We start from the raw sequence: 21,829 nt of genomic DNA, 5'->3' as shown, positions 1-21,829 counted from the left end.
AGAGAAATTTGTCGTCATGATGAAAAGAAAAATAATTTTAGTTACGGGAGGACAAAGATCCGGGAAAAGTCGTTATGCCCAAGAGCTTGCGCTAAAGTTGGCAGAGAATCCCGTTTATCTGGCTACTTCGAGGGTGTGGGATGATGAATTCCGGGAACGGGTGAGACGTCATCAACAGGACCGGGGACCGCAATGGACCAATTTGGAAGAAGAAAAAGCGATTAGTCGATGTGCCGTGTCGGGGCGGGTCGTGGTCATTGATTGCGTGACCTTGTGGAGTACCAATTTCTTTTTTGACAATGATTCCGACGTGGATAAATCTTTGCGGGAGATAAAAGAAGAGTTCGACCGGTTCACCGGGCAGGAGGCAACCTTTATTTTCGTCACGAACGAGATCGGTATGGGAGGAGTTTCTGTTGACCCTGTTCAGCGGCGGTTCACGGATTTGCAAGGATGGGTGAATCAATATATAGGAGATCGGGCGGACGAAGTTGTCCTGATGGTTTCCGGTATTGCCATGCGAGTAAAATAAAATGATAATATAATCTGAATTGAAACCTGAAAGTGTATATCTTATTTTCAATTTTCAATTTTTAATTTTCAATTGTATGAGAAGTTTTACAATAAAAGAGACCGACAAGGCTTTGTCGGAGGCTTTGATAGATAAGATTAATAATTTGACCAAGCCCAAGGGATCTTTGGGATTACTTGAAAAAACAGCACACCAGATCGGGTTGATACAGCAAACGCTTTCCCCGGAGTTACGGAACCCCCAGAATATTATTTTTGCTGCCGATCACGGGATCGTGAAAGAGGGGGTTAGCTTTTCGGCTCCGGAAGTGACCGCCCAGATGATTTTTAATTTCATCAAAGGGGGTGCCGGGGTGAATATGTTTTCCCGTCAGCATCATTTCGGGATTAAATTGGTGGATTGTGGGGTAAATGCGGATTTCGAACCTATGGAAGGGCTGATTGATCGTAAAATCCGTAAGGGAACTTCAAATTATTTGTACGAGGCCGCCATGACTCCGGAAGAATTTGACCGGGCAATCGAGATCGGAGTGGAGATCGTGGATATGGTTCATGATGAGGGTTCGAACGTGGTGAGTTTCGGGGAAATGGGTATTGCCAACACCTCTTCTTCTTCCCTGTGGATGACTTCCCTGACAGGTATTCCTTTGAGCGATTGTGTCGGAGCGGGTAGTGGGTTGTCTAGGGAAGGCGTTGAACACAAGTATAATGTGTTGAAACGGTGTATGGAAAATTACAAGGGGGATGGAACTCCGAAAGACATTATCCGTTATTTTGGCGGCTTTGAAATGGTGGCTGCCGTGGGAGGTATGCTGCGTGCTGCCGAATTGGGTATGGTTATTATCGTGGATGGTTTTATCATGACGAATTGTGTTCTTGCCGGAAAAATGTTGTACCCCGCATTAACGGATTATTGCATCTATGGTCACCAAGGTGACGAGTGTGGGCATAAATTAGTTTTGGACTTCCTACACGCCCAACCTTTATTAAATCTCGGTTTGCGCCTAGGTGAAGGGACGGGAGCCATTTGCGCTTACCCCTTACTTGTTTCAGCTGTGAACATGATCAACGAAATGGCCTCTTTCAAGGCGGCAGCAGTAACGAAATACTTTAAGTAATTGAAAATTGGAAGTGGAAAATTGAAAATGAACTCCCTCCCCCCTTCGGGGTACTCCCTCTATAAACAGAGGGAGAGCTAAAATACTCTCTATATTCGGGAAGAGTCACCAGTTCCTCCTCTGTTTATAGAGGAGGTGGCACGAAGTGACGGAGGAGTTTGAGTATGAAAACAAGCATTACTTTAATGGACTGTAAAGTAATATATAATTACCAAATTTAAAATCATAAATCATTAAATCTAAAATTAGTATGCGTTCTCTTTTGGCAGCAATCATGATGTTTACTCGACTACCTTTGTGGCGGATTGTCAACGTGGACAAGCGTTATTTCACGGATGTTATTAAATACTGGCCTTTGGTCGGTTTTTTGACGGGGACCGTGACGGGGGGTGTTTTATGGCTGGCGGCACAGATTGTGCCTTTGGAGGTGGCGTGTATTTTGGCGATTATTGCCCGAATCCTGTTGACTGGGGCATTGCACGAGGACGGGTTGGCGGACTTTTTTGACGGGTTTGGTGGAGGAACTTCTAAAGAGAAGATTCTAGCCATCATGAAAGATTCGCATATCGGGTGTTACGGGACCATCGGTTTGGTACTCTACTTTATTCTTTATTATTCCTTATTGTCCAGTTTCGACCCGGCCATGATTTTCCCGATCGTGATTGCGGCAGATTGTTTTTCGAAACTCTGTGCGGCCGTGATGGTAAATACGTTACCTTATGTCCGGAAAGAGGAAGAGAGTAAAATAAAACTTGTTTACAGCAAGGTACGCACGTTCATATTCGTGATCGTGGGATTGATCACCTTGATTCCCTTTTTCTTCCTGAAAGATGCAAGTTTCTGTTTCGCAATGATCCCCGCCATATTGACTGCCATCGGGTTGCGTTTCTTCTTGAAAATCAAGATCGGGGGTTACACGGGAGATTGTTGCGGTGCATCCGTGTTAATCATCGAACAGGTCTTTTATCTGAGTGTGTTAGTGATTTGGTGTCGCCATCAATTTTTGTTTTAATACTTTGTATTCTTCGGGATCACTCCGTTAACGTTGTCAAGAAGATCGAGAAAGTTACTTGTGAAATGTGTAGCAAAGAGAAACTACTCATTTTCATGGGAAAGGTATATTATGAGGATTTGATTTTAGTGTAATAGATCCTACATCGTGTTGAAGTGGTAAATACATTTCGCGGTCTTACGAGTAGATATAATACTAACGAAACAATTTAATATTTGTTTGTGTATCTTAAAACCTTCGTTTTATGACACAAAGGTAATATCATTATCGCAAAAATCAAAACTTTATGTAATAATCTGATATACAAAACAAGTAACAATTATAAAATATTATTTTTTATTCTATTTCCCAAATATCTTTAAACGAACGTTTAAAGATATTTTTTTATATAGAGTTATTGATTTGGACAATAACCATTTACAGGTGTGAGGGCGTGTAAATGAAATGAAGGCGTAATAGCAAATTTAAATATAAGGAAGATGAATCTAAGATTTTATGTAGTCTTGTTTTCATGTTTGTTTCTCGGCGTGGGAGCAAGAAGCCAAGAGGTTGCCATAAAAAGTAATTTATTGTATGATGCAACGGCAACGGTAAACCTTGGACTAGAGTTTCGGCTCGCTCCAAAGTGGACATTGGATGTTTCCGGTAATTATAACGGGTGGACTTTCTCAGGGAATCGTAAGTGGAAACATTGGCTCGTGCAGCCGGAAGCCCGTTATTGGTTTTGTGACCGTTTTTCCGGGCATTTTTTGGGAGGACATCTTTTAGGTGGGAAATACAATGTCGGAAAGTTAAAAAACAATATTTCTTTTCTGGGGTCAGACTTTTCTCGTTTGAAGGATCGTCGTTACCAAGGATGGTTTCTTGGAATCGGGGCTGTTTATGGTTACTCGTGGATACTTTCTAAACATTGGAATTTCGAAGCGGAAATAGGTTTCGGGTATGTCTATACGCGGTATGATGTTTACCCTTGTACTTCATGTGGTACCAGTATGGCGAAAGATCGGACACATCACTATGTGGGGCCTACGAAGGCAGCTTTGAATTTTGTTTACTTGTTTTAAAAGAACGATTATGAGAAAGATATGGTGTTTAAGCTTGTTGCTATTATCATGCGTGGCAAGTATATATGGACAAAAATTTGCTGATGGTCGGGGAGAGGTAAGGAATATTGATGTGGTACGTGGGGAGAATTCCTTGTTTGTTTCGATGACCGTGGATGTGTCTGCTTTGGATGTTGCCAGTAATCGAGAATTGCTCCTTATTCCGGTGTTAAGAGGGGGGCAAGATAGTATTCAACTTCCGTTTATGATTATTGCAGGGAGAAACCGGTATTATTATCATTTGCGTAACACTCCTGTTACGGACGGTATTATTTTAGAGCGTGCGGGTAAGACGGAGACGATTAATTACCGTGCAGTGATTCCTTTTGAAAACTGGATGTCGACGTCAGCGCTTGTGATGGACGAAAGTTCGTGCGGGTGTCGAGGTGAAGAGATGGGAGATGATCACCGTGTGACACTATTCCGGTTTGAACCGAAAGTTTACACGCCCGTGTTTGTTTATTTGCCTCCTGATGTTGAACCCGTGAAGGTGCGTGAGGTGAAAGGATCTGCTTACATTGATTTTCCTGTGAATCGTACGGAAATTCACGAAGATTACCGGAATAACCCGGTGGAATTACGAAAGATCAGGCAGACGATAGACGTGGTGCGGAATGATCCGGATGTTCGTATAACCTCGTTAAGTATCAAGGGGTACGCTTCTCCAGAGGGTACTTACGCTAACAATACCCGTCTTGCTAAGGGGAGAACGGCAACGTTGAAAACGTATGTGCGGGAGTTGTACCATTTCCCGGATAGCGTAATTCTGACCTCCTACGAGCCGGAAGATTGGTCCGGGTTGGAAGCGTACGTGGATAGTACAAATTTGAAAAACCGGGATGCGATACTGGCACTTATCCGTTCGGACATGGAACCGGATGCCAAAGAAAAGGCTATAAAATCGACTTACCCGGAAGATTACTGTTTCCTTTTGCAAAACGTGTACCCCGGTCTCAGGCATTCGGATTATGTGGTGCAGTACGTGGTGCGTACTTACACGGATGTTGCAGAAATCAGAAGAATCATGAAAACACAGCCGCAGAAACTCAGCTTACGCGAGTTGTATATCGCGGTGCAGGAGCTGGAACCGGGTAGCGACGAGTACAATGAAGCTTTCGAAATTGCGGTACGAATGTTTCCGGGAGACGAGGTTGCTAACCTGAATGCTGCTAATGCTGCCATGGTAAAGGGTGACTTGAAGGGAGCTGCTCGTTACTTGGATAAGGCAGGCGATTGCGGAGAAGCGGTTTATGCTAGAGGGGTTTATGCTGCTCTTTCGGGGGATTACGATATGGCGAGGGCTTTGTTTATCGAGGCTGGCAAAAACGGAATCTCCGAGGCGGAGGGCGCCCTTCGTCAAATTAATGAACTTGGGAAATAATCTTTAAATTTAAATTTATACAAGATGAAAAGTTTGAGTAAATTTTTTATTGGCATTCTTGCGATATGGTCGCTTACGGGATGCGATAAGGATAATTTGGACAGCGATGATTCTGGTAATAACGGATTGAAAGATGCTGTCTATATGAACGTAAATGTTTTATTACCTTCGGCGGCCGGGTTAGGGCGTAGTTCGACTGAGGAAGGGGGTGGCTCTTCGGATGGCACAGAGGTTGGAAAAGATTATGAGAATAATGTGAGTAACATTCTGTTGGTATTGGCAAGTTCTGATGATGAGTATATCGCTCATGATTTTGTGGGGGGACTTTTGACGACGAATAAAACATCTAAGCCGACCGTGTCTGCGACGGCATCCATCAGTAAGACTAGTCTGGCTTCATATTATCAAGGTCAAACGTTGTCAGAACAACAACAGAAAATTCATGTTTACGTGTTCTGTAATCCCACGCAGGAATTGATTCAGAAATTGGAAAGTGCTTCCTTGGGGGATAAGACATGGATGGATGAAATCTGTGAAGTGATAGATAAAAAGGGAGGAAGTGGTGTACGAAACACCAGTATTTGGTCCTCCAATTCGTTCTTGATGTCAAATGCTTCTGTGGCAGAGAAAAAAATCCCTTCGACGATTGAAGCATGGGATAGTTTCGATAAAGCATCGAATCCATTCGATTTGAGTGGTTCTAACAATGGTGGAATTGATAATGTCGGAAGTATTCGTGTAGAGCGTTCTGTGGCCCGGTTTGATTTCAAAGATGGAAGTAACGGGGAAAAGGCGAATACTTACGATATTTTAACAACGGTTTACGATCCAGAGACAGATCAGATCTCTCAAGAAGCAAGCGGTTTACAGGTTCAGCTAATCCGTATGGGACTAGTCAATATGAGCAAGCAATTTTATTATTTGCGTCGGGTCTCCAATGATGGCTTTGCAAAAAATGATAATAATGATTTTGCGTATTGTGGCAGTGAAACTCCTACCAATTACGTGGTAGATACTGATGCGGACTTTAAAAAAGGATCGTTGAATGCTGAAGAATTGAGTACGTATTTTAATTTCCCGTTGTTTAATAGTGAGGGACGTATTAATGATGCGACTCGTGAACAGTGGGATGATTATTTGCTTGAGGATATTCTTGGTCATGAAGAGGATAATGATGAGGGATGGATGCCTGAAAATAAGCGTCGGAAAGATTACCACATTTGGCGTTATGTTACGGAGAATACTATTCCATCAGATGAGGAAAACCAGAGAAGTGGAATTTCTACGGGAGTTGTTTTTAAGGGCAAGTTGCTGGCAACCGATGAATTGACTCAAAAGCATAAACAACTTGATATTGCTATTGCCGGAAATTACGAATTGCCGGAGGGAGTAGACGGGTATACTTATGAAGTGAACGGGAAGGTCTATCCGATACTTTATATGTTTCAAGAAAGAATTTATGTCGGTTGGAATGATGAAATTGTAAAGTTTGCAAAAGAATACGGGACGGGATCTCCGCTTTATATGGCGGCAGGGATTGATGATGATACGGATAATAGTCCGAATAAATTGTATCAAGATTTAGTTAAGGCAAAAGGCACGAATACGGAAGAGGCTGCGCTTGCTGCGTTTCGTAAGGCTGCTACCGAGGCCGGCTTTACCTTATATCAAGCAAGTGAAGATAAAACAAGTGGTGGTGGGTATTATTTCTATTACTATTATTGGAACCGTCATAATGATAATGGACGCTATGGTACGATGGGACCGATGGAGTTTGGTGTGGTTCGTAACAATGTTTACAAACTTGCGGTTACTGAAATTAATAAACTTGGACATCCGCGAATTTCGGATAATGATCCGGATCCGGTTGAGCCCGAGAACCCCGATGAGGACGGAGATGTTTATCTCAGGGTGTCCGTAGAAGTGCTGCCTTGGGTGGTACGTGTAAATGATATTGTGTTCAACTAAAAAACAATGAGAGGGAGTATACGAAATACGATATTGAAGTTCATCGGGGTGATTGCTGGCGTCATGCTGATGAATGTAGTCCTGGTCTCGTGTGAGAACATATATGAAGACCTTGCCCCGTGTCCGCACGGGGTATCGCTTCGTTTCGTCTATAATTATAATATGGAGTATGCCGATGCATTCCATAAGAAAGTCGATTGTCTTACGCTTCTCGTGTATGACGGTAATGGTAAATATGTTGATGCCCGGGTGGTTACGGGTGCAGAGTTACAGGATGAGAAGTTTCGAATGGAATTGGATCTTAATGAGGGAAATTATCATTTCGTGGCTTATGGAGGGCTGGCTTGTGATGAACGTTCTTTTTCGGCAGTCCAAATTCCTGAACTCGGGACCGGATTTACTGATTTAAGGGTGAAGATGGAGGCAAGTTGTCTGGAAGTTCCCGAACGGAAAAAATTGCACGATATGTATTGGGGGCAACTTGCTCTTTCTACGGCAGACCTTTATCAAGAAGGGGTGGTAGAGATGATGAAGAATACAAATAATATTCGGATTGTGTTGCAACAAATGAACGGGGAATCGGTTGATGACAAAGATTTTGATTTCGAAATTATCGACGATAATACGCTGTTTTCTCACGATAATGATTTGGTACCTAATGGAGTGATAACTTACACTCCTTGGGTTCAAGGCCAGGCCGGGGCGGGATTGACAGGTGACAATCAGGAAATAGTCGTGGCGTATGCGGAGTTTTCCACGTCACGCCTGATGACTAAAAATCGTCCGAAACTCTTGATTCGGCGTAAGTCTGACGGTAAGGAGGTGGTGAATATCCCGTTGAACAATTACCTCCTTCTGCTCAGGAGTGACCTGTATGCGGAGATGGATGCTCAGGAATTTCTCGACCGGGAAAGCGAATGGTCGATGATCTTTTTCCTCGATTCAGATCAGACATGGCTTAGAACATATATCAAGATTAATGATTGGACAGTTAGAATTAATGATATGGAAATGTGGTAATGAAAAAATTCGAATGTATTATCATATTGTGGGTTATGGTGTTCCTGCTGGTCGGTTGTAGTCGGAACGGAAATGAAGAAGAGAATGACGGGAAAGAGATTTTGGTCAATCTCGACATTCGTGTTGCCCTGTCCGATGTGTCTCAACCTACCCGGTCCGAAGATGCGGATGCGGAGAGCGATGATGAGAAAATACAAACATTACGTATTGTAGTGGTTCGCCCGGATGGGATTGTAGAGGGGAATCGTTTCGTCCCGCTTGTTGTGGCTGCTGAATTTTATGGGTACGAGAGATTTAGGGTCGTAGGTAATGAAGAGAAACGAATTTATCTTTTTGTCAACGAGCGGGCACGGGTTCAGTTTGAAGATGGTCGAACAGACCTTAACCTAACGGATTATCTTTCCGGGATTGTTCCGGGACAGGTATTCCCGAAAGATGAGATTGCCAGTTTGATGATTCGGTTAGACGGAGTTTCAGAGCAACTTGTCGGGCCTTTGCCAATGAGCGAGTGTCATAAAGTAACAGTTCCGGAAACAGACGATAATTGTAATCTTTTCGTTACTAGGGCGGCAGTTAAGTTTTCTTTCCGGATCACGAACAAGAGTTCGAAATCCGTGAATCTAACGGGACTTATGATGAATAAAATGGCACGTAGAGAGTATTATTTGCCACGCGGTGTAAAATACGGGGAAGAGGTAATTGATGGTAAGCCGTATAAGGTGATAACGGATTACGAGGTTCCTTCTTTTGGTAATAATGATTACTATATCTACGAGGCGGTGATAAATGTTCCTAAAGTGCTCCCGGTTAATCAACAGGTTATGTTAGATCCGATTTACCTGTTGGAAGGGAAATATACAGATAGTGTTAGTGATGGGAAAAATTATTCAATGAGTATCGAAATTGACGGAGTACAACTGGGCAATTATTTCCCCAAGCTATCGCAACTGCCACGAAATACTCATGTCGTGGTAAATATTACCATTGAAGATACGGAGTGTATATGGGAAGTGGATGTGTTACCTTATTGTGCGAAAGAGCTTGAGCCGCTCTTCGGGTTATAATAAAGAAACATTCAGGAAGATGAAACGCAAGATTTTATATACTTTTTTATATGTTCTGGTCCTTGTGGCCGGTGCTTGCAGGGATGATTTACTTGGTAGTGAGGATGATTTCATTCCTGATGGGGAAAGTCGCCTGACAGCTATGGTGAAATTTAAACCGTTGATTCCGGCTTTAAACGGAAAGAGTAGAACGGCAGGAGATGCGATAAAAGCTATTGAAAATCTTTGTGTGTTGTTGTATGATCAGGAGGGGAATTTGGTTAAAAAATATTCGGATTTTCAATACGAAGAGAATGATATAAAGGAACGTTTCGATGCGGATGCCGAGAATGGAGTGACGGCTGAGTCCTCTACTCCGCACGTGAAATTCAAGTTGAGAGTTCCTTATGGACGTTATTACATATATGCGGTGGCCAATATGGGGGATTTGCGAGACCATGAGGAGACGATAAAAACGGTTGAAGGACTGAAGTCTATTTCGTTAAAATGGGAAAGCAGTCCCGTTAGTAGGAATAACCAGATGTTCGGATATTTTACAGAGAAAGAAGAATCTAGCCCCCAAGATCCTTTGTTGGTAATTAATAAAAAAGATGTGAGCCTACATGCGTGGATACGTCGTGTCGTGTCGAAAGTAACAATTGCTTATGATGCTTCCGGTTTGAAAGAGGGAGTGTTTATTTATCTCAAATCTGTTCAGATTAAAGATATTCCGGCGACTTGCTTTCTGGGAAATGAGAATACGGTTGAGGTGGAGGGCAATCTTATTAGAGAGGGGGAAATCATTCGTTATTACGAGGGAGAGGACGTGCCGGCATTCGATGAAAAATATCCCGTGCGTTTAGCTACCGGTAAACCGAGCCATGGGGAACATGAAGAGGCTTCCGATGCGTTGTTTTTTTATGAAAATATGCAAGGAGCAGGAGAGAGTATGCCTAGTAAACTTCAAGATGCGGACAATGATGGAAAACTTGATTATCCCGGTTTTCCCGGTGATGAAACCTATAGACTTAAAGATGCCGTACCTTGTGGAACGTACATAGAAGTAGATGCCTATTACATATCCGTCAATGCGGAAAAGGTTGGTAGTGGTCCTATTAAATATCGTTTTATGCTCGGTAAGGACGTTGATAGAGACTATAATGCCGAACGGAATTATCATTATAAGCTCACTTTGAAATTTAACGGTTTTGCAAACGATGCGGACTGGCATATCGAGTACAAAGAGGTGAAACCCGGTATCGAAGTGCCTAATCCTTATTATATTTCTTATTTATATAACCATTCCATGATGTTCCCGTTGAAAATCAATGCGGGAGATCAGGAGGTGGAGAGTGTGAAGGCTGAAATTATAGATAATCGCTGGGCACCTGATAAGCCCAACCCTGATTTTATCTATTGGAAAGATATGGATTTGGAGGGAGAAAATGAATGGAATGGTTTTCTTTCACTGCACAAGACAACGAAGACCGTTATAACACACGGTGGCCCTTGGACACCGGAGGTCAATAAAGAATATTATGAAACACCACCTAAAAGAGGAGAGCGTTCTTATGAAATTATGGAGGATGGTGAACATACGACAACTGGTGCGGAGGCTGACGATTTGTATACGGTGAAACGCGAAAGTTCTGATGACGGTAACATTTATCATGTTTCTTTACCCATATATACGAGAGCCAAGCAGTTGATAAAACAAACGGCTTACACGGGTAATAACCCATACGTTGCTTATCAACGTAAAGCCGTGGTTCGTATAACGGCAAAATTAAAGAATGGGAATATTCTTGAGAAGGATGCTACGATCTATCAAGTACGTCGAATCGTCAATCCCAAAGGTGTTTGGCGAAAATGGGATAATGATAAGTCATTTCATGTGGTATTGAAACGATTGCCGCGGGAAAATGCACTCCAGTTTGAGACCTTTCCTTCTGAAGGACCGTGGAAAGCTTATGTGGTGCGAGGTGCGGACAATTTCATTACTCTTTCAGGGGGAAACAATGTCGAAAGCAATGAGGTTTATGGTTTAACGGGTTCAAAAGTTGATTTTACGATTAACTTTAATGGGAAATGTACGGATGAGAACGAGTCTCGTTATGCTATCATACGGGTTGAGTATCATAATTATACTTGTTATCATTTAATATTTGTTCGCCAAGGTTACGCTCCGGATGATTTGATCGCCGGAGGGACGAAATGGCACACGCGTAACATGAAAACGGGTACCGAGGAGACGGATTCTCCCGTGGAAGAAGGCTCGTTGTTTAAGTTCGGGAACTGGACGCAGCCTATTGATGCGCTGAGTAATAAAAACCCTAAAGATAATTGGGTAGACATTGTTCCTGAAAGTTTTCAAAATGATGTGAACAAAGATTTTACGATTGCCGGGACAAACAAATCGTCCAAGTGGACTGGGATAACTTTTAAGGAAACAAATGGTTCTAATTCTTTTTCAAAACCTACCGGGAAAAGTTGGAAAGTTGCTTCTTATAAGGATTACAAGGAATTGTACAGCCATGAGGAGATTGAGCAAGGGTTTGGAATTTTGTATGGTGATGATGCGACAACCACGGCGGATAATATTAACGATGCTTACGGTTATGACTATAATAATCGGGGAGGAAGAGGGATGCGCGGTTGTTTTGTCTATAACAAGGAAACGGGGAAAAATCTTTTTTTCCCGATCGGTGCTTCCGGTTATGGTCATAGAAAAGATGAAGAGAAGAATGGTTGGAATGCCGTTTTAAGATATGCCAGTGGCAGACATGAATATTTTCCTTCGGGAAGGCTAAGTGATAATTATCCCCATGGAGTTGGGGATGCCCCGCTTTTTTATGATCTGTTCATGCGACCGGGAGCTGTGTATTGGTTGGATAAAAGAGTGGATGGTGTTAATGTAAAAGCCGATACAGAGTTATATATAGAAGGTGCTGAAACTAATGCGGTGGGTTGGGATTTTAATTATTTTACATTTGATTTCTTCCCGATATCCTCTTCCTCTGTTCAAAATGGTAAAAATGCTTGTTTCGTGCGTTGTGTAGAAGAATAATGTTTAAATTTGATTTTGTGTTTATTTACATTAAACCCCTCTGTTGGTAAAGTCTGAGGGGTTTAAATGTAACGTTTTGATTCCTTCCTTAGGCTTGTGGTCAGGCTAGTCCGTAATTAATTTCCTTTGTAGACAGAGGGAAAATCGTTTTTTTGGCTAAAATAGTAATCATGCCATCTCTTTAGATTTAGCAATATAGTCTGTTTTTGGTTAATTCTAAAAATAGAAAAAGTATTGAAAAATGAAAAAGTATTTATATATTTGCAGGTATGATACGAATAGGTGGGAGAGCCTGCCTTTTAAAATATTGTGAGTTTGTGCTAATCTTTATCTGAAAATCGCCAATTTGAAGTAGTAAGATTAGACGGTGAGTTCACGCTGGTTAGGCGTGGATCGTTGTCTATTTACTACAAGGCGTTTGGCGATGCCTCAGATAAGATAGAACTGTTGACGGTCCTCGCTTTTTTTATTGTATCATTTTTTGTCGGTGGGGATCGGCACTATAAAAGAAATTTTCGATTGATAAAGGATATTAAGGTTGCAACTTAATTAAAATAAACGGAATGAATAAATACCCAAAATTTATAAGGCATGAAAAATTAGAGAGATTTTTCTTATTAGAAGGATGAAAAAAAGAGGGTGAATCCTAAACTTTGCACGTTGAATATCACCCCCTTGCATCATTAGTTTTATAAACCAATTAATTATCAAAGTTATGAAAAAAACTTATGACAGGAAATTTTTTCGGCAAAAATTGCTATCGGAAAAAAAGACCGTCACCGCGATTTCCCGCTTGCTTATCATCTTATTGCTGGGCTTTCCCTTGTTGACAAGAGCCGGGACGAGTGGTTCAAGCCGGGGAGAGATCGATCCTTTATCGGGAACTTCCACACGGCAAGATTCGGTTGTTGCGACAGGGAAACCGGGAAATCAGAAACTAGGATTTTACGAGGGAGAAGTCATGGACACGGAGGGCAATCCGTTACCCGGAGTGACCGTTTTGTTGAAAGGGACCCAAACGGGTACTTCCACGGACACGCACGGAGCATTCCGTTTCCCGGCAACAAAGGCGGGGAAAACCATGCTGGTCTTCTCGTTTATCGGGATGAAACCGGTGGAAAAGGACGTGACTCCGGGAAAGAAAGTGATCGTCACGATGGAAGAGGAAGTGGAAGGCCTTGAGGAAGTGGTGATCACGGGTATCTACTCTCGGGATAAGAATAGTTACACGGGGTCGGCATCCACCTATTCGGCCAAGGAGTTGAAAATGGTTGGTGCTCAGAATATCATCCAGAGTTTGAAAACGCTGGACCCGGCCATGATGGTCTTGGAGAACAAACAATGGGGATCAGACCCGAATCGTATGCCCAAAATTGAAATCCGGGGGAAGACGAGTGTGGTCGGATTGCAGACAGAGTTTGAGAACGACCCCAATCAGCCCTTATTTATCTTGGATGGTGTGGAGACCACGCTGGAAACCATCATTAACTTAAATATGGATCGGGTGGCAAGCGTGACGATCTTGAAAGATGCGGCGTCCACGGCTATCTACGGGTCGAAGGCGGCTAATGGGGTGATTGTCGTGGAAACGAAATCACCGGAGTCAGGCCAGTTACGGCTGTCATACAGTGGGAATTACGGGATCTCGTTTGCCGATTTGTCGGATTACAATTTAATGAACGCTTCCGAAAAACTGGAATACGAGTTATTAGCCGGGCGTTATTCTCCCATGGAAGGATATGACGGTTTTGTTGATAAACTTCAGAAAATGCAGGATTATTATTCCCGGTTAAAAGAAGTGCTGAGAGGGGTGGACACTTATTGGTTAAGCGAACCGTTACGAACCGTCTTCAATCATTCTCATAACCTGTACATTGACGGAGGTGACCAAGCTATGCGTTACGGTTTGGGTATCAGCTATAACAATCGTGATGGCGTGATGAAAAAGTCTGACCGTGACGGTATGGGAGTGAACATTGACTTGATTTACCGTAAAAAAGGTTTACTCTTCTCGAACAAGGCGAGCATGGATCTCTCTAATTCTGACCGGGAGCCGGTGGCTTTCTCCGAGTTTTCAAGAGCAAACCCGTATTACCGGAAAAGACAGGAAAACGGTACAATTCCCATGTATTTGGAGAGAAAGACAGGGTTGTACGGGGAGGATATGCTGAATCCCTTGTACGTGTGGAACATTGAAAACACGAATACAACCAAGGATCTCGCGTTGAGGGACAATTTCACGATGGAATGGACTACCTTCGATGCCCTGAGACTCCGGGCTCGGTTGGGAATATCCAAGAGCATCTCGAAAACAGAAGCATTCAAGTCCCCGAATCACACGGATTTTTTGGAGACGGAGAAATTGAAGAAGGGTTCTTTCTCGTCTAATCAGCATGAAAGCTTCTCGTACAATGGTGATTTGAACATTATCTTTGGTAAAATATTTAAGAATGTTCATCAAGTAAACTTTGTTGGAGGATGGTCTTTCAGTGAATCTCGCTCGGAAGCATCCGGTTACAGCGTGGTCGGGTTTAACGATGACTTCCACAAGAATCCTGCCTATTCCACGGGTTTCAGGGAAAATCAAAAGCCTACTTACTCGAAAGATCGTCGGCGTTCCACCAGTTTTTTCATGAACTTGAACTACTCGTATGACAATCGTTATCTGATGGACTTCAACCTGCGAGCTGACGGGACTTCCGTTTTCGGCAGTAACAAACTTTTCTCCACGACGTGGGCTGTCGGTTTGGCATGGAATGTTCATAACGAGGAATTTATAAAAAAATTGGGGTGGATCAACAATTTGAAAATCCGGGGATCAATCGGTAATCCGGGAAACGAAAACTTCGATGCCTACATATCACAAAAGACCTACGTGTATAATGTCGAGTTGCAAAATATGTTCGGGGCGAGTGCGTTGATTCAGAAGTACGGGAATAAAAACTTGGAATGGCAGCGAACTGTGGATAAAAACATCGGTGTCGATCTGTCTGTTCTGAACAACAGGATTCGTGTGACTTTTGACTATTATTTCAAAGATACGGACCCTTTGCTGGTTTCCATCGGGATGCCTCCTTCTGCTGCGGCAACGAGCTTGTACACGAACATGGGAAGGCAAATTTCCAGGGGATGGACGGGAACATTGAATTATGTTTTTCTGCGGAAAAAGGATTTGTCTTGCAGCATAAACATGAACGCACGGGCGAACCATTCGGAATATCGTGACATCGGGGATAAATTGGATTACTTGAACAAGGTGGGGAGTTCTACTGCCTTAAATCGTTATTACGAGGGTGGTAGCCCGGACGATTTGTGGGCTGTTCCTTCTTTGGGAATTGATCCGGCTACCGGGCGTGAAGTCTTCTTGAAAAAGGATGGAACGCAAACTTTCTTGTATTCCGCATCTGACGAGGTGATCGTGGGATCATCCGTTCCGGATGTAGAGGGAATTGTTGGAATGTCATTCTATTACAAGAAATTGTCTGCCTCTTTCAGTTTCCGTTATAGCTTGGGCAAAGAGACCATGGCCTCGGCATTGTATGATAAAGTGGAGAATATCACCCAAGACAATATCGGTAGAAATCAAGACAAACGAGCTTTGTACGACCGTTGGAAGAAACCGGGAGATAAGGCAAAATTCAAGGCGATAGATGATTATTCTTCCACGCCGATGTCTTCCCGTTTCGTGGTGACGGAGAACACTTTTTCCGGTGAATCCATTTCAATCGGTTACGATATGGATGCTGCATGGTTGCGGGTAGCGGGAATTCAGGGAATGAATTTCCGGGTTTACATGAATGATATTTTCCGGATCTCTTCTTTTAAAGAGGAGCGGGGGCTGGATTATCCTTTTGCCCGTTCGGTAAGTTTTTCCTTAGGTGTAAGATTTTAAAACAAGTGTGGATATGATACGAAAATTGAAATTATTAGTGTGTGTGGTGCTTGGCACCCTCACGTTGTCTTGCTCCGATTGGTTGAAAGTCAGTTCGGAGGACCGGATCATGGAGAACGATCTTTTCCGTACTCCCCGGGGATTCATGACGGCGTTGAATGGTATTTATATAGACTTGTTGAATTCAAGTATGTACGGGAAAACTCTGACGTGGGGAATGACTGATATTTTGGCACAATACTATACCTGCCGGGAGAAGGATCATAGTTATAAATCTTTGGCAGATTTTGATAACGTGACCCGGAATAATGCCGTGAGTGGTTGTTGGAGCCGGTCGTACGCCCTTTTGAATAACGTCAACACGATACTGGAGCATTGCGAATCCGACCGGAATGTGCTGGATGATACCTATTATCACATGATCAAGGGAGAGGCTCTGGCTCTACGTGCTTTGTTACATTTCGAACTGTTCCGTATATTCGGTCCCAGTTATAGCAAGGACAAGGAAAAAGAGTGTATCCCTTACGCTTTGACTTCCGAGACAAAGGTGAATCCTTTACTACCGGCAAAGGAAATCGCCCGGCTGATTATGGAAGATTTGAAAAATGCGGAGGAGTCGTTGACCGGGTATGATCCCGTGATTGAAACAGGGGCCGTGTGGGGTGATGATCCGGAAGGGGGCGTGAATGACATGCGTTATCGCTCCATGCGTCTGAATTACTATGCCGTCCAGGCTTTAATGGCCCGTGTGGCTCTCTACTGCGGGGAAAAGGAGGTCGCTTGGGAGTACGCGGAGAAAATGATTCGCGGGATACACGAGGAACATAAATGGTTCCCCTTCGTGACCCGGGAAGAAGTGGTGACGACAGATAGAGAAGATCGTATTTTCCAAAGTGAAATCTTGTTTGGCCTGTATAACCTGAAAAGAAAGGAAAGCGTTTACGAGGTCGGTTTCGGGGCTAACTTGAAACAAGGTAGCGTGTTACGTATTGATAAGGATATTATGCAGAATATATACGACGGGGATGACAATGATTTCCGGCTTGCATACTGGTTTGCGGAAATGGTTGATCCGGATAATAACTCGTATCTCCACGTGATCAAGTACAAGGATGTGGATGATATTGACACGAAAACGAAAATTAGCAAGGGCTATCGTTATATCATGCCTGTACTCCGGGTGTCCGAAGTGTATCTTATCGCGGCCGAGTGCTGTCCGGACCCGAAAGAGGGACGGAATTATCTGAATGCGGTGAGAACGGCACGTAATGTGAAAAACATTCAGGATGATGCCGATCTGACTGCGAGTATCGAGCAAGAGTACAAGCGGGAGTTTGTGGGTGAAGGACAGTTATTCTGGCTTTATAAACGCAAGGGGAAAACCGAGATTGCATCCGGCGAGAAACAGGGAAATGTTGTTTCGATGGAAGAACGCTTTTACTTGTTTGATCTGCCGCAGTCGGAACAAGATTATAGAAAAGAAAACGATCTTGGTAAATAATTAAAATGTCTTCGTATGAAAAAATATATATTTCTATTAGTTGTCGTTTTGTCATTTCTTGGGTGTGAGAAAGAAATGATGGATTACGAGGGGAAAGACGGGGTTTATTTCTCGGTACAGGAAGTTCCACCCAGCCTGTACGGTAACCCGGAAATTTGGGCTCATATGGACACGACATTGATTCCCTTTTCCCTGTTATTGGAGAATGATAGCACGGTGAGATTGAAAGTCCGGGTGATGGGGGATGTCGTGAATTATGACCGCTATTTTATCGTGTCGGTCGTCGATTCGTTGACCACCGCGCTAGTGAACGAGGATTACGCTCCCTTGGAGGAACGCTACATGATTGCTGCCGGGGAACGTGACGGATTCGTGGAATTCACGGGATTCCGTCAGGCAAAAATGCTGGATTCCACGTACTACGTGACCTTGCAGTTGATGGAAAACGAGTATTTCTCGTTACCGATGGATGTGTGGAGACCCTTGGAAGACAAGGATTACACGAAAGAGATACAGAACGTGGTCCGTCACGTGGTGGGACTTTCAGACGAGGTTTTCATGCCGAAGGCGTGGACGGTGAATTATTTTGGCCCCTACTCTAAAAAGAAAGTCAAATTACTGTGCGAGATGTTCGGTTTGAAGATGGCTGATTTTGATAACGTGATCGAAATGGATATGGAAAGACAGCGCACGTATGCCCAAGGGTTGGATAAATACTTGAAGGAGATGGAGGCGAAGGGGCAGACCGTTTACGAGGACGAGAAAGACAAAGATGGTAATCCGGTGAAAATGGCCGTGGGACCTTTAATTTAGTAATGTTGAATAATGAAAGTTATGAAAAAGAAACTAAGTTTACTCGTGCTATTCGCGATAGCTTTATGCATGGGATGTTATGATGATAAAGGGAATTACGATTACCATGAATTTAATGAAATCACTATCGGTGATCGTGGTTTTGACACGGCTTATATCCTCACGTCGTTCGTGGACACGCTTCGGATTTCACCCGAAATTGATTTCAAGCTGGCGGAAAACACGCATCTGAAGTTCGAATGGGTGGCCCGGTCTAATGGAGTCGATTTTACAGAATACCCTCTTGGGAATGAGCGTGATTTGGTCTTTCCCGTAAGTCTGCCAACGGAGACCTACACGTTGTATTTTAAGGTGACGGATACGCTGAATACAATGGAATATTGGAATGCGACAGCGATGCAGGTTCAAGATTTACTTACCAGCGGTTGGATTATTCTCGGGGAGAATAGTAACGGGGAGGCCCAACTGGACATGATTACTTATTCCGTGGACACGATGGTGTTGAAAGATATGTTGCACGATAGCGGGCTGCCCGTGTTGAGAGGTCCGGTGAAGGTATGGGTGGTTGATAATTACAGGGATAACATGATTCATATTTCGACGGAAGACGGTACGTACCGTTTGGATCGGGATAATTTCAAGGGAGGTGACCACACGCACCTGAAGTATAATTTTTATGACCCGGAGGCATTGGATCATTTCGTTCTTCAGGAGGTTGCTCAACTTCGTAGCTATAACAGGGCAGCAATTATTGATAATAAGTTGTTTCATAACGGTTTCTTGATCTCCAGTTCCGTATTCCAAAATCCGGCGAATCATTATCAGGGAACTTACGATCTTTTCTCTATCGGGGACAAGATTGCTTATAATCCGAAGGCTATGGCGTATTATTATATGTTGTACAATAATGATGCGAAACGTTTTGTTTATACCGGGGGAAGATCTTACGGGTCACCTGTGGGATATTGTGACACGCTGAAAGATACACGGGATGACGTGGAAATTTTCTCTTGGAAAACGGGGCTGGATTACGTGACAAGTATAAGTAGTCGTTTGTTGGACGGGTATTCGTTTACCGTGTTGACTGATAGCAAGGGGAGTTACTACTTGTATTGCTATGCGTTGAAGTACCAGTGGGGCTGGGAAAGTATCGAGAAGAAGAAAAAATACTCTTTGGATAAAGCCACGGATATTGACAAGGCGAAATTCTTCGGGGTTAGTGCGCAAAGAACCTATTTGATTTACGCTACCGGTTCGAAACTGTACGCGTATGATTACGTGGCGGAAAAAGTGCAATTACTTAGGGATTTCGGTGGTCAGGAAATAACGTTGCTACACTACGACATTTTGATTGACGTGGGAGCCGGTGATGATTTCTTCTACGTGGGTACTTACGATCCCTCGTTACCAAAGGAGACGGGAGGAACGCTGACAATGTACAAGGTGATGAATGATCCGAATAATATTATCGTGGAGGAGGTTCCCGGCTTTAGCTGGTCCGGGTTGTGCAAGATCAAAAGTATTGATTTCAAAAGATATTAGTATAGCTGTTTGAATTTTGAGAAAGGCACCATTCAAACGTGGAATACACGGGAGAATGGTGCTTTTTATGTCCGAGATGATGCATGATTAGTGCCGACGTTAGTTCCGATTACATTTTTATTAGTTGATGAATACCGGATGATTACCGTCATGAACCTTATAGATACCTTATAGAAACCTTATATGAACCTTATATAGAATAAGGTTCATAAAGTATATTAACAAGTTATTGAAAATATTGTATTAGGTAGTGATCAGGTATTGATCATCTATCGTAAACAAATTCAGAATTGACGTTGGCATGAATAAGTACAAAAGGCAACATGAAGATTTGTATTGATGTTGATTTATTGGGATAAAATTACTTAATGGCACTGATTTTCAGTGTAAAAGCTCGCTAAATATCAGTTTCTTTTGTTATTTTTGTAACTCTTGATGGCATATAACTACGAGACATTTTAGAATGAGATGACCGAGATAAATATAAAATGCTTGCAGAAATATAGCGAATACTAGGTGTTAATAAAATTCTAAGTAACAGAGAATAAGGAAATGGATAATTGTAACATAGATAGAAAATTAGATGAAAGAGCAGAGGCTCTATTCGCTAGAATTTCTTTATTAATAGAGACTGCACGTAAAAATATTGCATCTACGGTAAATATCACAATGGTATATGCTAATTTTGAAACAGGTAAGTATATTGTTGAGGATGAACAACAGGGGGCGCATCGGGCTGAATATGGGAAATCTGTTCTGAAACAGTTATCTCAAAAACTAATAGAAAAATACGGAAGGGGATGGTCTGTTGAGAATTTGACACTCTATCGAAAATTTTATTTGGTTTATGCAGATTCGGTAAACATGATTGATCCGATTCAGAAAAAGTCACTTGGAAAGGATTTCGTAAACACTGTTTACGAAATTGGTAAGTTTGAAGCGTTCTCGCAAATTTCTCAAAAGAGTTTTACGCTAAGTTGGTCACACTATCTGATATTGATGCGTATAGAAAATCCTTCTGAACGTAGTTTTTATGAGATAGAATGTGCACAGCAACAATGGAGTGTCCGGCAGTTACAGCGTCAAGTGAATTCCAGTCTGTATGAACGTTTGGCATTAAGTCGCAACAAACATGAGGTCGTTCGTTTGTCAAAGGAGGGCCAAACAGTAGAAAAATCATTGGATCTTATAAAGAACCCCTTGACGTTAGAATTTTTAGGATTGAAGTCAGAGACGGCATATTCAGAAAGTAAATTGGAAACAGCAATCATAGATAAGCTACAAGATTTTTTACTTGAATTGGGCAAGGGTTTCCTATTTGAAGCAAGACAAAAGCGTTTCACGTTTAATGAAGAACATTTTTTTGTTGATTTAGTATTTTACAATCGCTTGTTACAGTGTTATTGTTTGATTGACTTGAAGATAGATAAACTGACACATCAAGACTTGGGGCAGATGCAAATGTATGTCAATTATTATGACAGATATGTGAAGCAGTCTTTTGAGAAACCTACTATTGGCATCTTACTTTGTAAAGAACAAAATGAGGCTTTGGTGAAACTGACACTACCGGACGATGCTAATATTTACGCTACGCAATATGCACTCTATCTGCCTAATAAACAATTATTGCAAGCAAAATTGAACCAGTGGGCAGAAGAGTTTAAAGCGAACCATGATGAACTTGAGCACCCCTAGGTGTGGAGGGAATTGATTCGTTTATAAATCGGTTAAAAGCAACGTATTTACAGATATTTGTGATAACTTTTGCAAGAAAAGATAACTCGCTTAGAATAAATCGGTTGGTCGGATTGTTTGAAAATTGGGTAACGAGATAG

General features: G+C 42.6%; 14 protein-coding genes. All 14 read left to right on the top strand.

The window, feature by feature from the left end; translation table 11 throughout:
• Positions 1 to 19: 19 nt before the first annotated feature.
• The 14 genes from I2I33_RS04555 (at position 20) to I2I33_RS04490 (ending at position 21,689) form a co-directional block, all read left to right on the top strand.
• The gene (locus tag I2I33_RS04555) at positions 20 to 532 is read left to right on the top strand and encodes a bifunctional adenosylcobinamide kinase/adenosylcobinamide-phosphate guanylyltransferase (RefSeq protein WP_195666740.1); all 513 of its coding nucleotides are present in this window, start codon (positions 20 to 22) and stop codon (positions 530 to 532) included.
• 76 nt (positions 533 to 608) lie between these two features.
• Positions 609 to 1,649 carry a nicotinate-nucleotide--dimethylbenzimidazole phosphoribosyltransferase gene (cobT, locus tag I2I33_RS04550; RefSeq protein ID WP_087419671.1) on the top strand — a complete coding sequence of 347 codons (1,041 nt, stop codon included), beginning with the start codon at positions 609 to 611 and terminating at the stop codon, positions 1,647 to 1,649.
• A 250-nt stretch (positions 1,650 to 1,899) separates the two neighbouring features.
• The gene (gene cobS, locus I2I33_RS04545) at positions 1,900 to 2,661 is read left to right on the top strand and encodes an adenosylcobinamide-GDP ribazoletransferase (protein ID WP_087419672.1); all 762 of its coding nucleotides are present in this window, start codon (positions 1,900 to 1,902) and stop codon (positions 2,659 to 2,661) included.
• A 479-nt stretch (positions 2,662 to 3,140) separates the two neighbouring features.
• Positions 3,141 to 3,725 (top strand): DUF3575 domain-containing protein, encoded by a 585-nt coding sequence (locus I2I33_RS04540; RefSeq protein ID WP_087419673.1) that lies wholly within the window; start codon positions 3,141 to 3,143, stop codon positions 3,723 to 3,725.
• A 10-nt stretch (positions 3,726 to 3,735) separates the two neighbouring features.
• Positions 3,736 to 5,145, top strand: coding sequence for a DUF3868 domain-containing protein (locus I2I33_RS04535; protein ID WP_162613697.1), 1,410 nt, complete (start codon positions 3,736 to 3,738; stop codon positions 5,143 to 5,145).
• Positions 5,146 to 5,169: 24 nt separating this feature from the next.
• A complete protein-coding gene (locus I2I33_RS04530) occupies positions 5,170 to 7,113 on the top strand; it encodes an Mfa1 family fimbria major subunit (protein ID WP_087419675.1) in 1,944 nt (647 codons plus the stop codon).
• A gap of 6 nt (positions 7,114 to 7,119) precedes the next feature.
• On the top strand, positions 7,120 to 8,133 hold the full coding sequence (locus tag I2I33_RS04525; RefSeq protein ID WP_087419676.1) for a FimB/Mfa2 family fimbrial subunit: 1,014 nt from the start codon (positions 7,120 to 7,122) through the stop codon (positions 8,131 to 8,133).
• A complete protein-coding gene (locus I2I33_RS04520; protein WP_229128194.1) occupies positions 8,127 to 9,197 on the top strand; it encodes a hypothetical protein in 1,071 nt (356 codons plus the stop codon). The genes I2I33_RS04525 and I2I33_RS04520 overlap by 7 nt, the downstream gene beginning before the upstream one ends.
• A 19-nt stretch (positions 9,198 to 9,216) precedes the next feature.
• Entirely contained in the window at positions 9,217 to 12,243 is a 3,027-nt protein-coding gene (locus I2I33_RS04515; RefSeq protein ID WP_087419678.1) for a DUF4906 domain-containing protein, read from the top strand.
• A gap of 715 nt (positions 12,244 to 12,958) precedes the next feature.
• Positions 12,959 to 16,135, top strand: a complete 3,177-nt coding sequence (locus I2I33_RS04510) for a SusC/RagA family TonB-linked outer membrane protein (protein WP_229128193.1) — start codon at positions 12,959 to 12,961, stop codon at positions 16,133 to 16,135.
• 13 nt (positions 16,136 to 16,148) lie between these two features.
• On the top strand, positions 16,149 to 17,636 hold the full coding sequence (locus I2I33_RS04505; RefSeq protein ID WP_087419679.1) for a RagB/SusD family nutrient uptake outer membrane protein: 1,488 nt from the start codon (positions 16,149 to 16,151) through the stop codon (positions 17,634 to 17,636).
• 15 nt (positions 17,637 to 17,651) lie between these two features.
• The gene (locus I2I33_RS04500; protein WP_087419680.1) at positions 17,652 to 18,449 is read left to right on the top strand and encodes a DUF4843 domain-containing protein; all 798 of its coding nucleotides are present in this window, start codon (positions 17,652 to 17,654) and stop codon (positions 18,447 to 18,449) included.
• A 21-nt stretch (positions 18,450 to 18,470) separates the two neighbouring features.
• Complete coding sequence (locus I2I33_RS04495; RefSeq protein ID WP_162613698.1) at positions 18,471 to 19,991, top strand: PKD-like family lipoprotein; 1,521 nt, start codon at positions 18,471 to 18,473, stop codon at positions 19,989 to 19,991.
• 552 nt (positions 19,992 to 20,543) lie between these two features.
• Positions 20,544 to 21,689, top strand: coding sequence for a YhcG family protein (locus I2I33_RS04490; protein WP_087419682.1), 1,146 nt, complete (start codon positions 20,544 to 20,546; stop codon positions 21,687 to 21,689).
• Positions 21,690 to 21,829 lie beyond the last annotated feature (140 nt).

This window comes from Butyricimonas sp. BSD2780061689_150309_C8, from assembly GCF_015560935.1.
Taxonomy (GTDB): domain Bacteria; phylum Bacteroidota; class Bacteroidia; order Bacteroidales; family Marinifilaceae; genus Butyricimonas; species Butyricimonas paravirosa.
The sequence above is the reverse complement of the archived record's forward strand: the minus strand, read 5'-3'. Positions and strand labels throughout refer to the sequence as shown.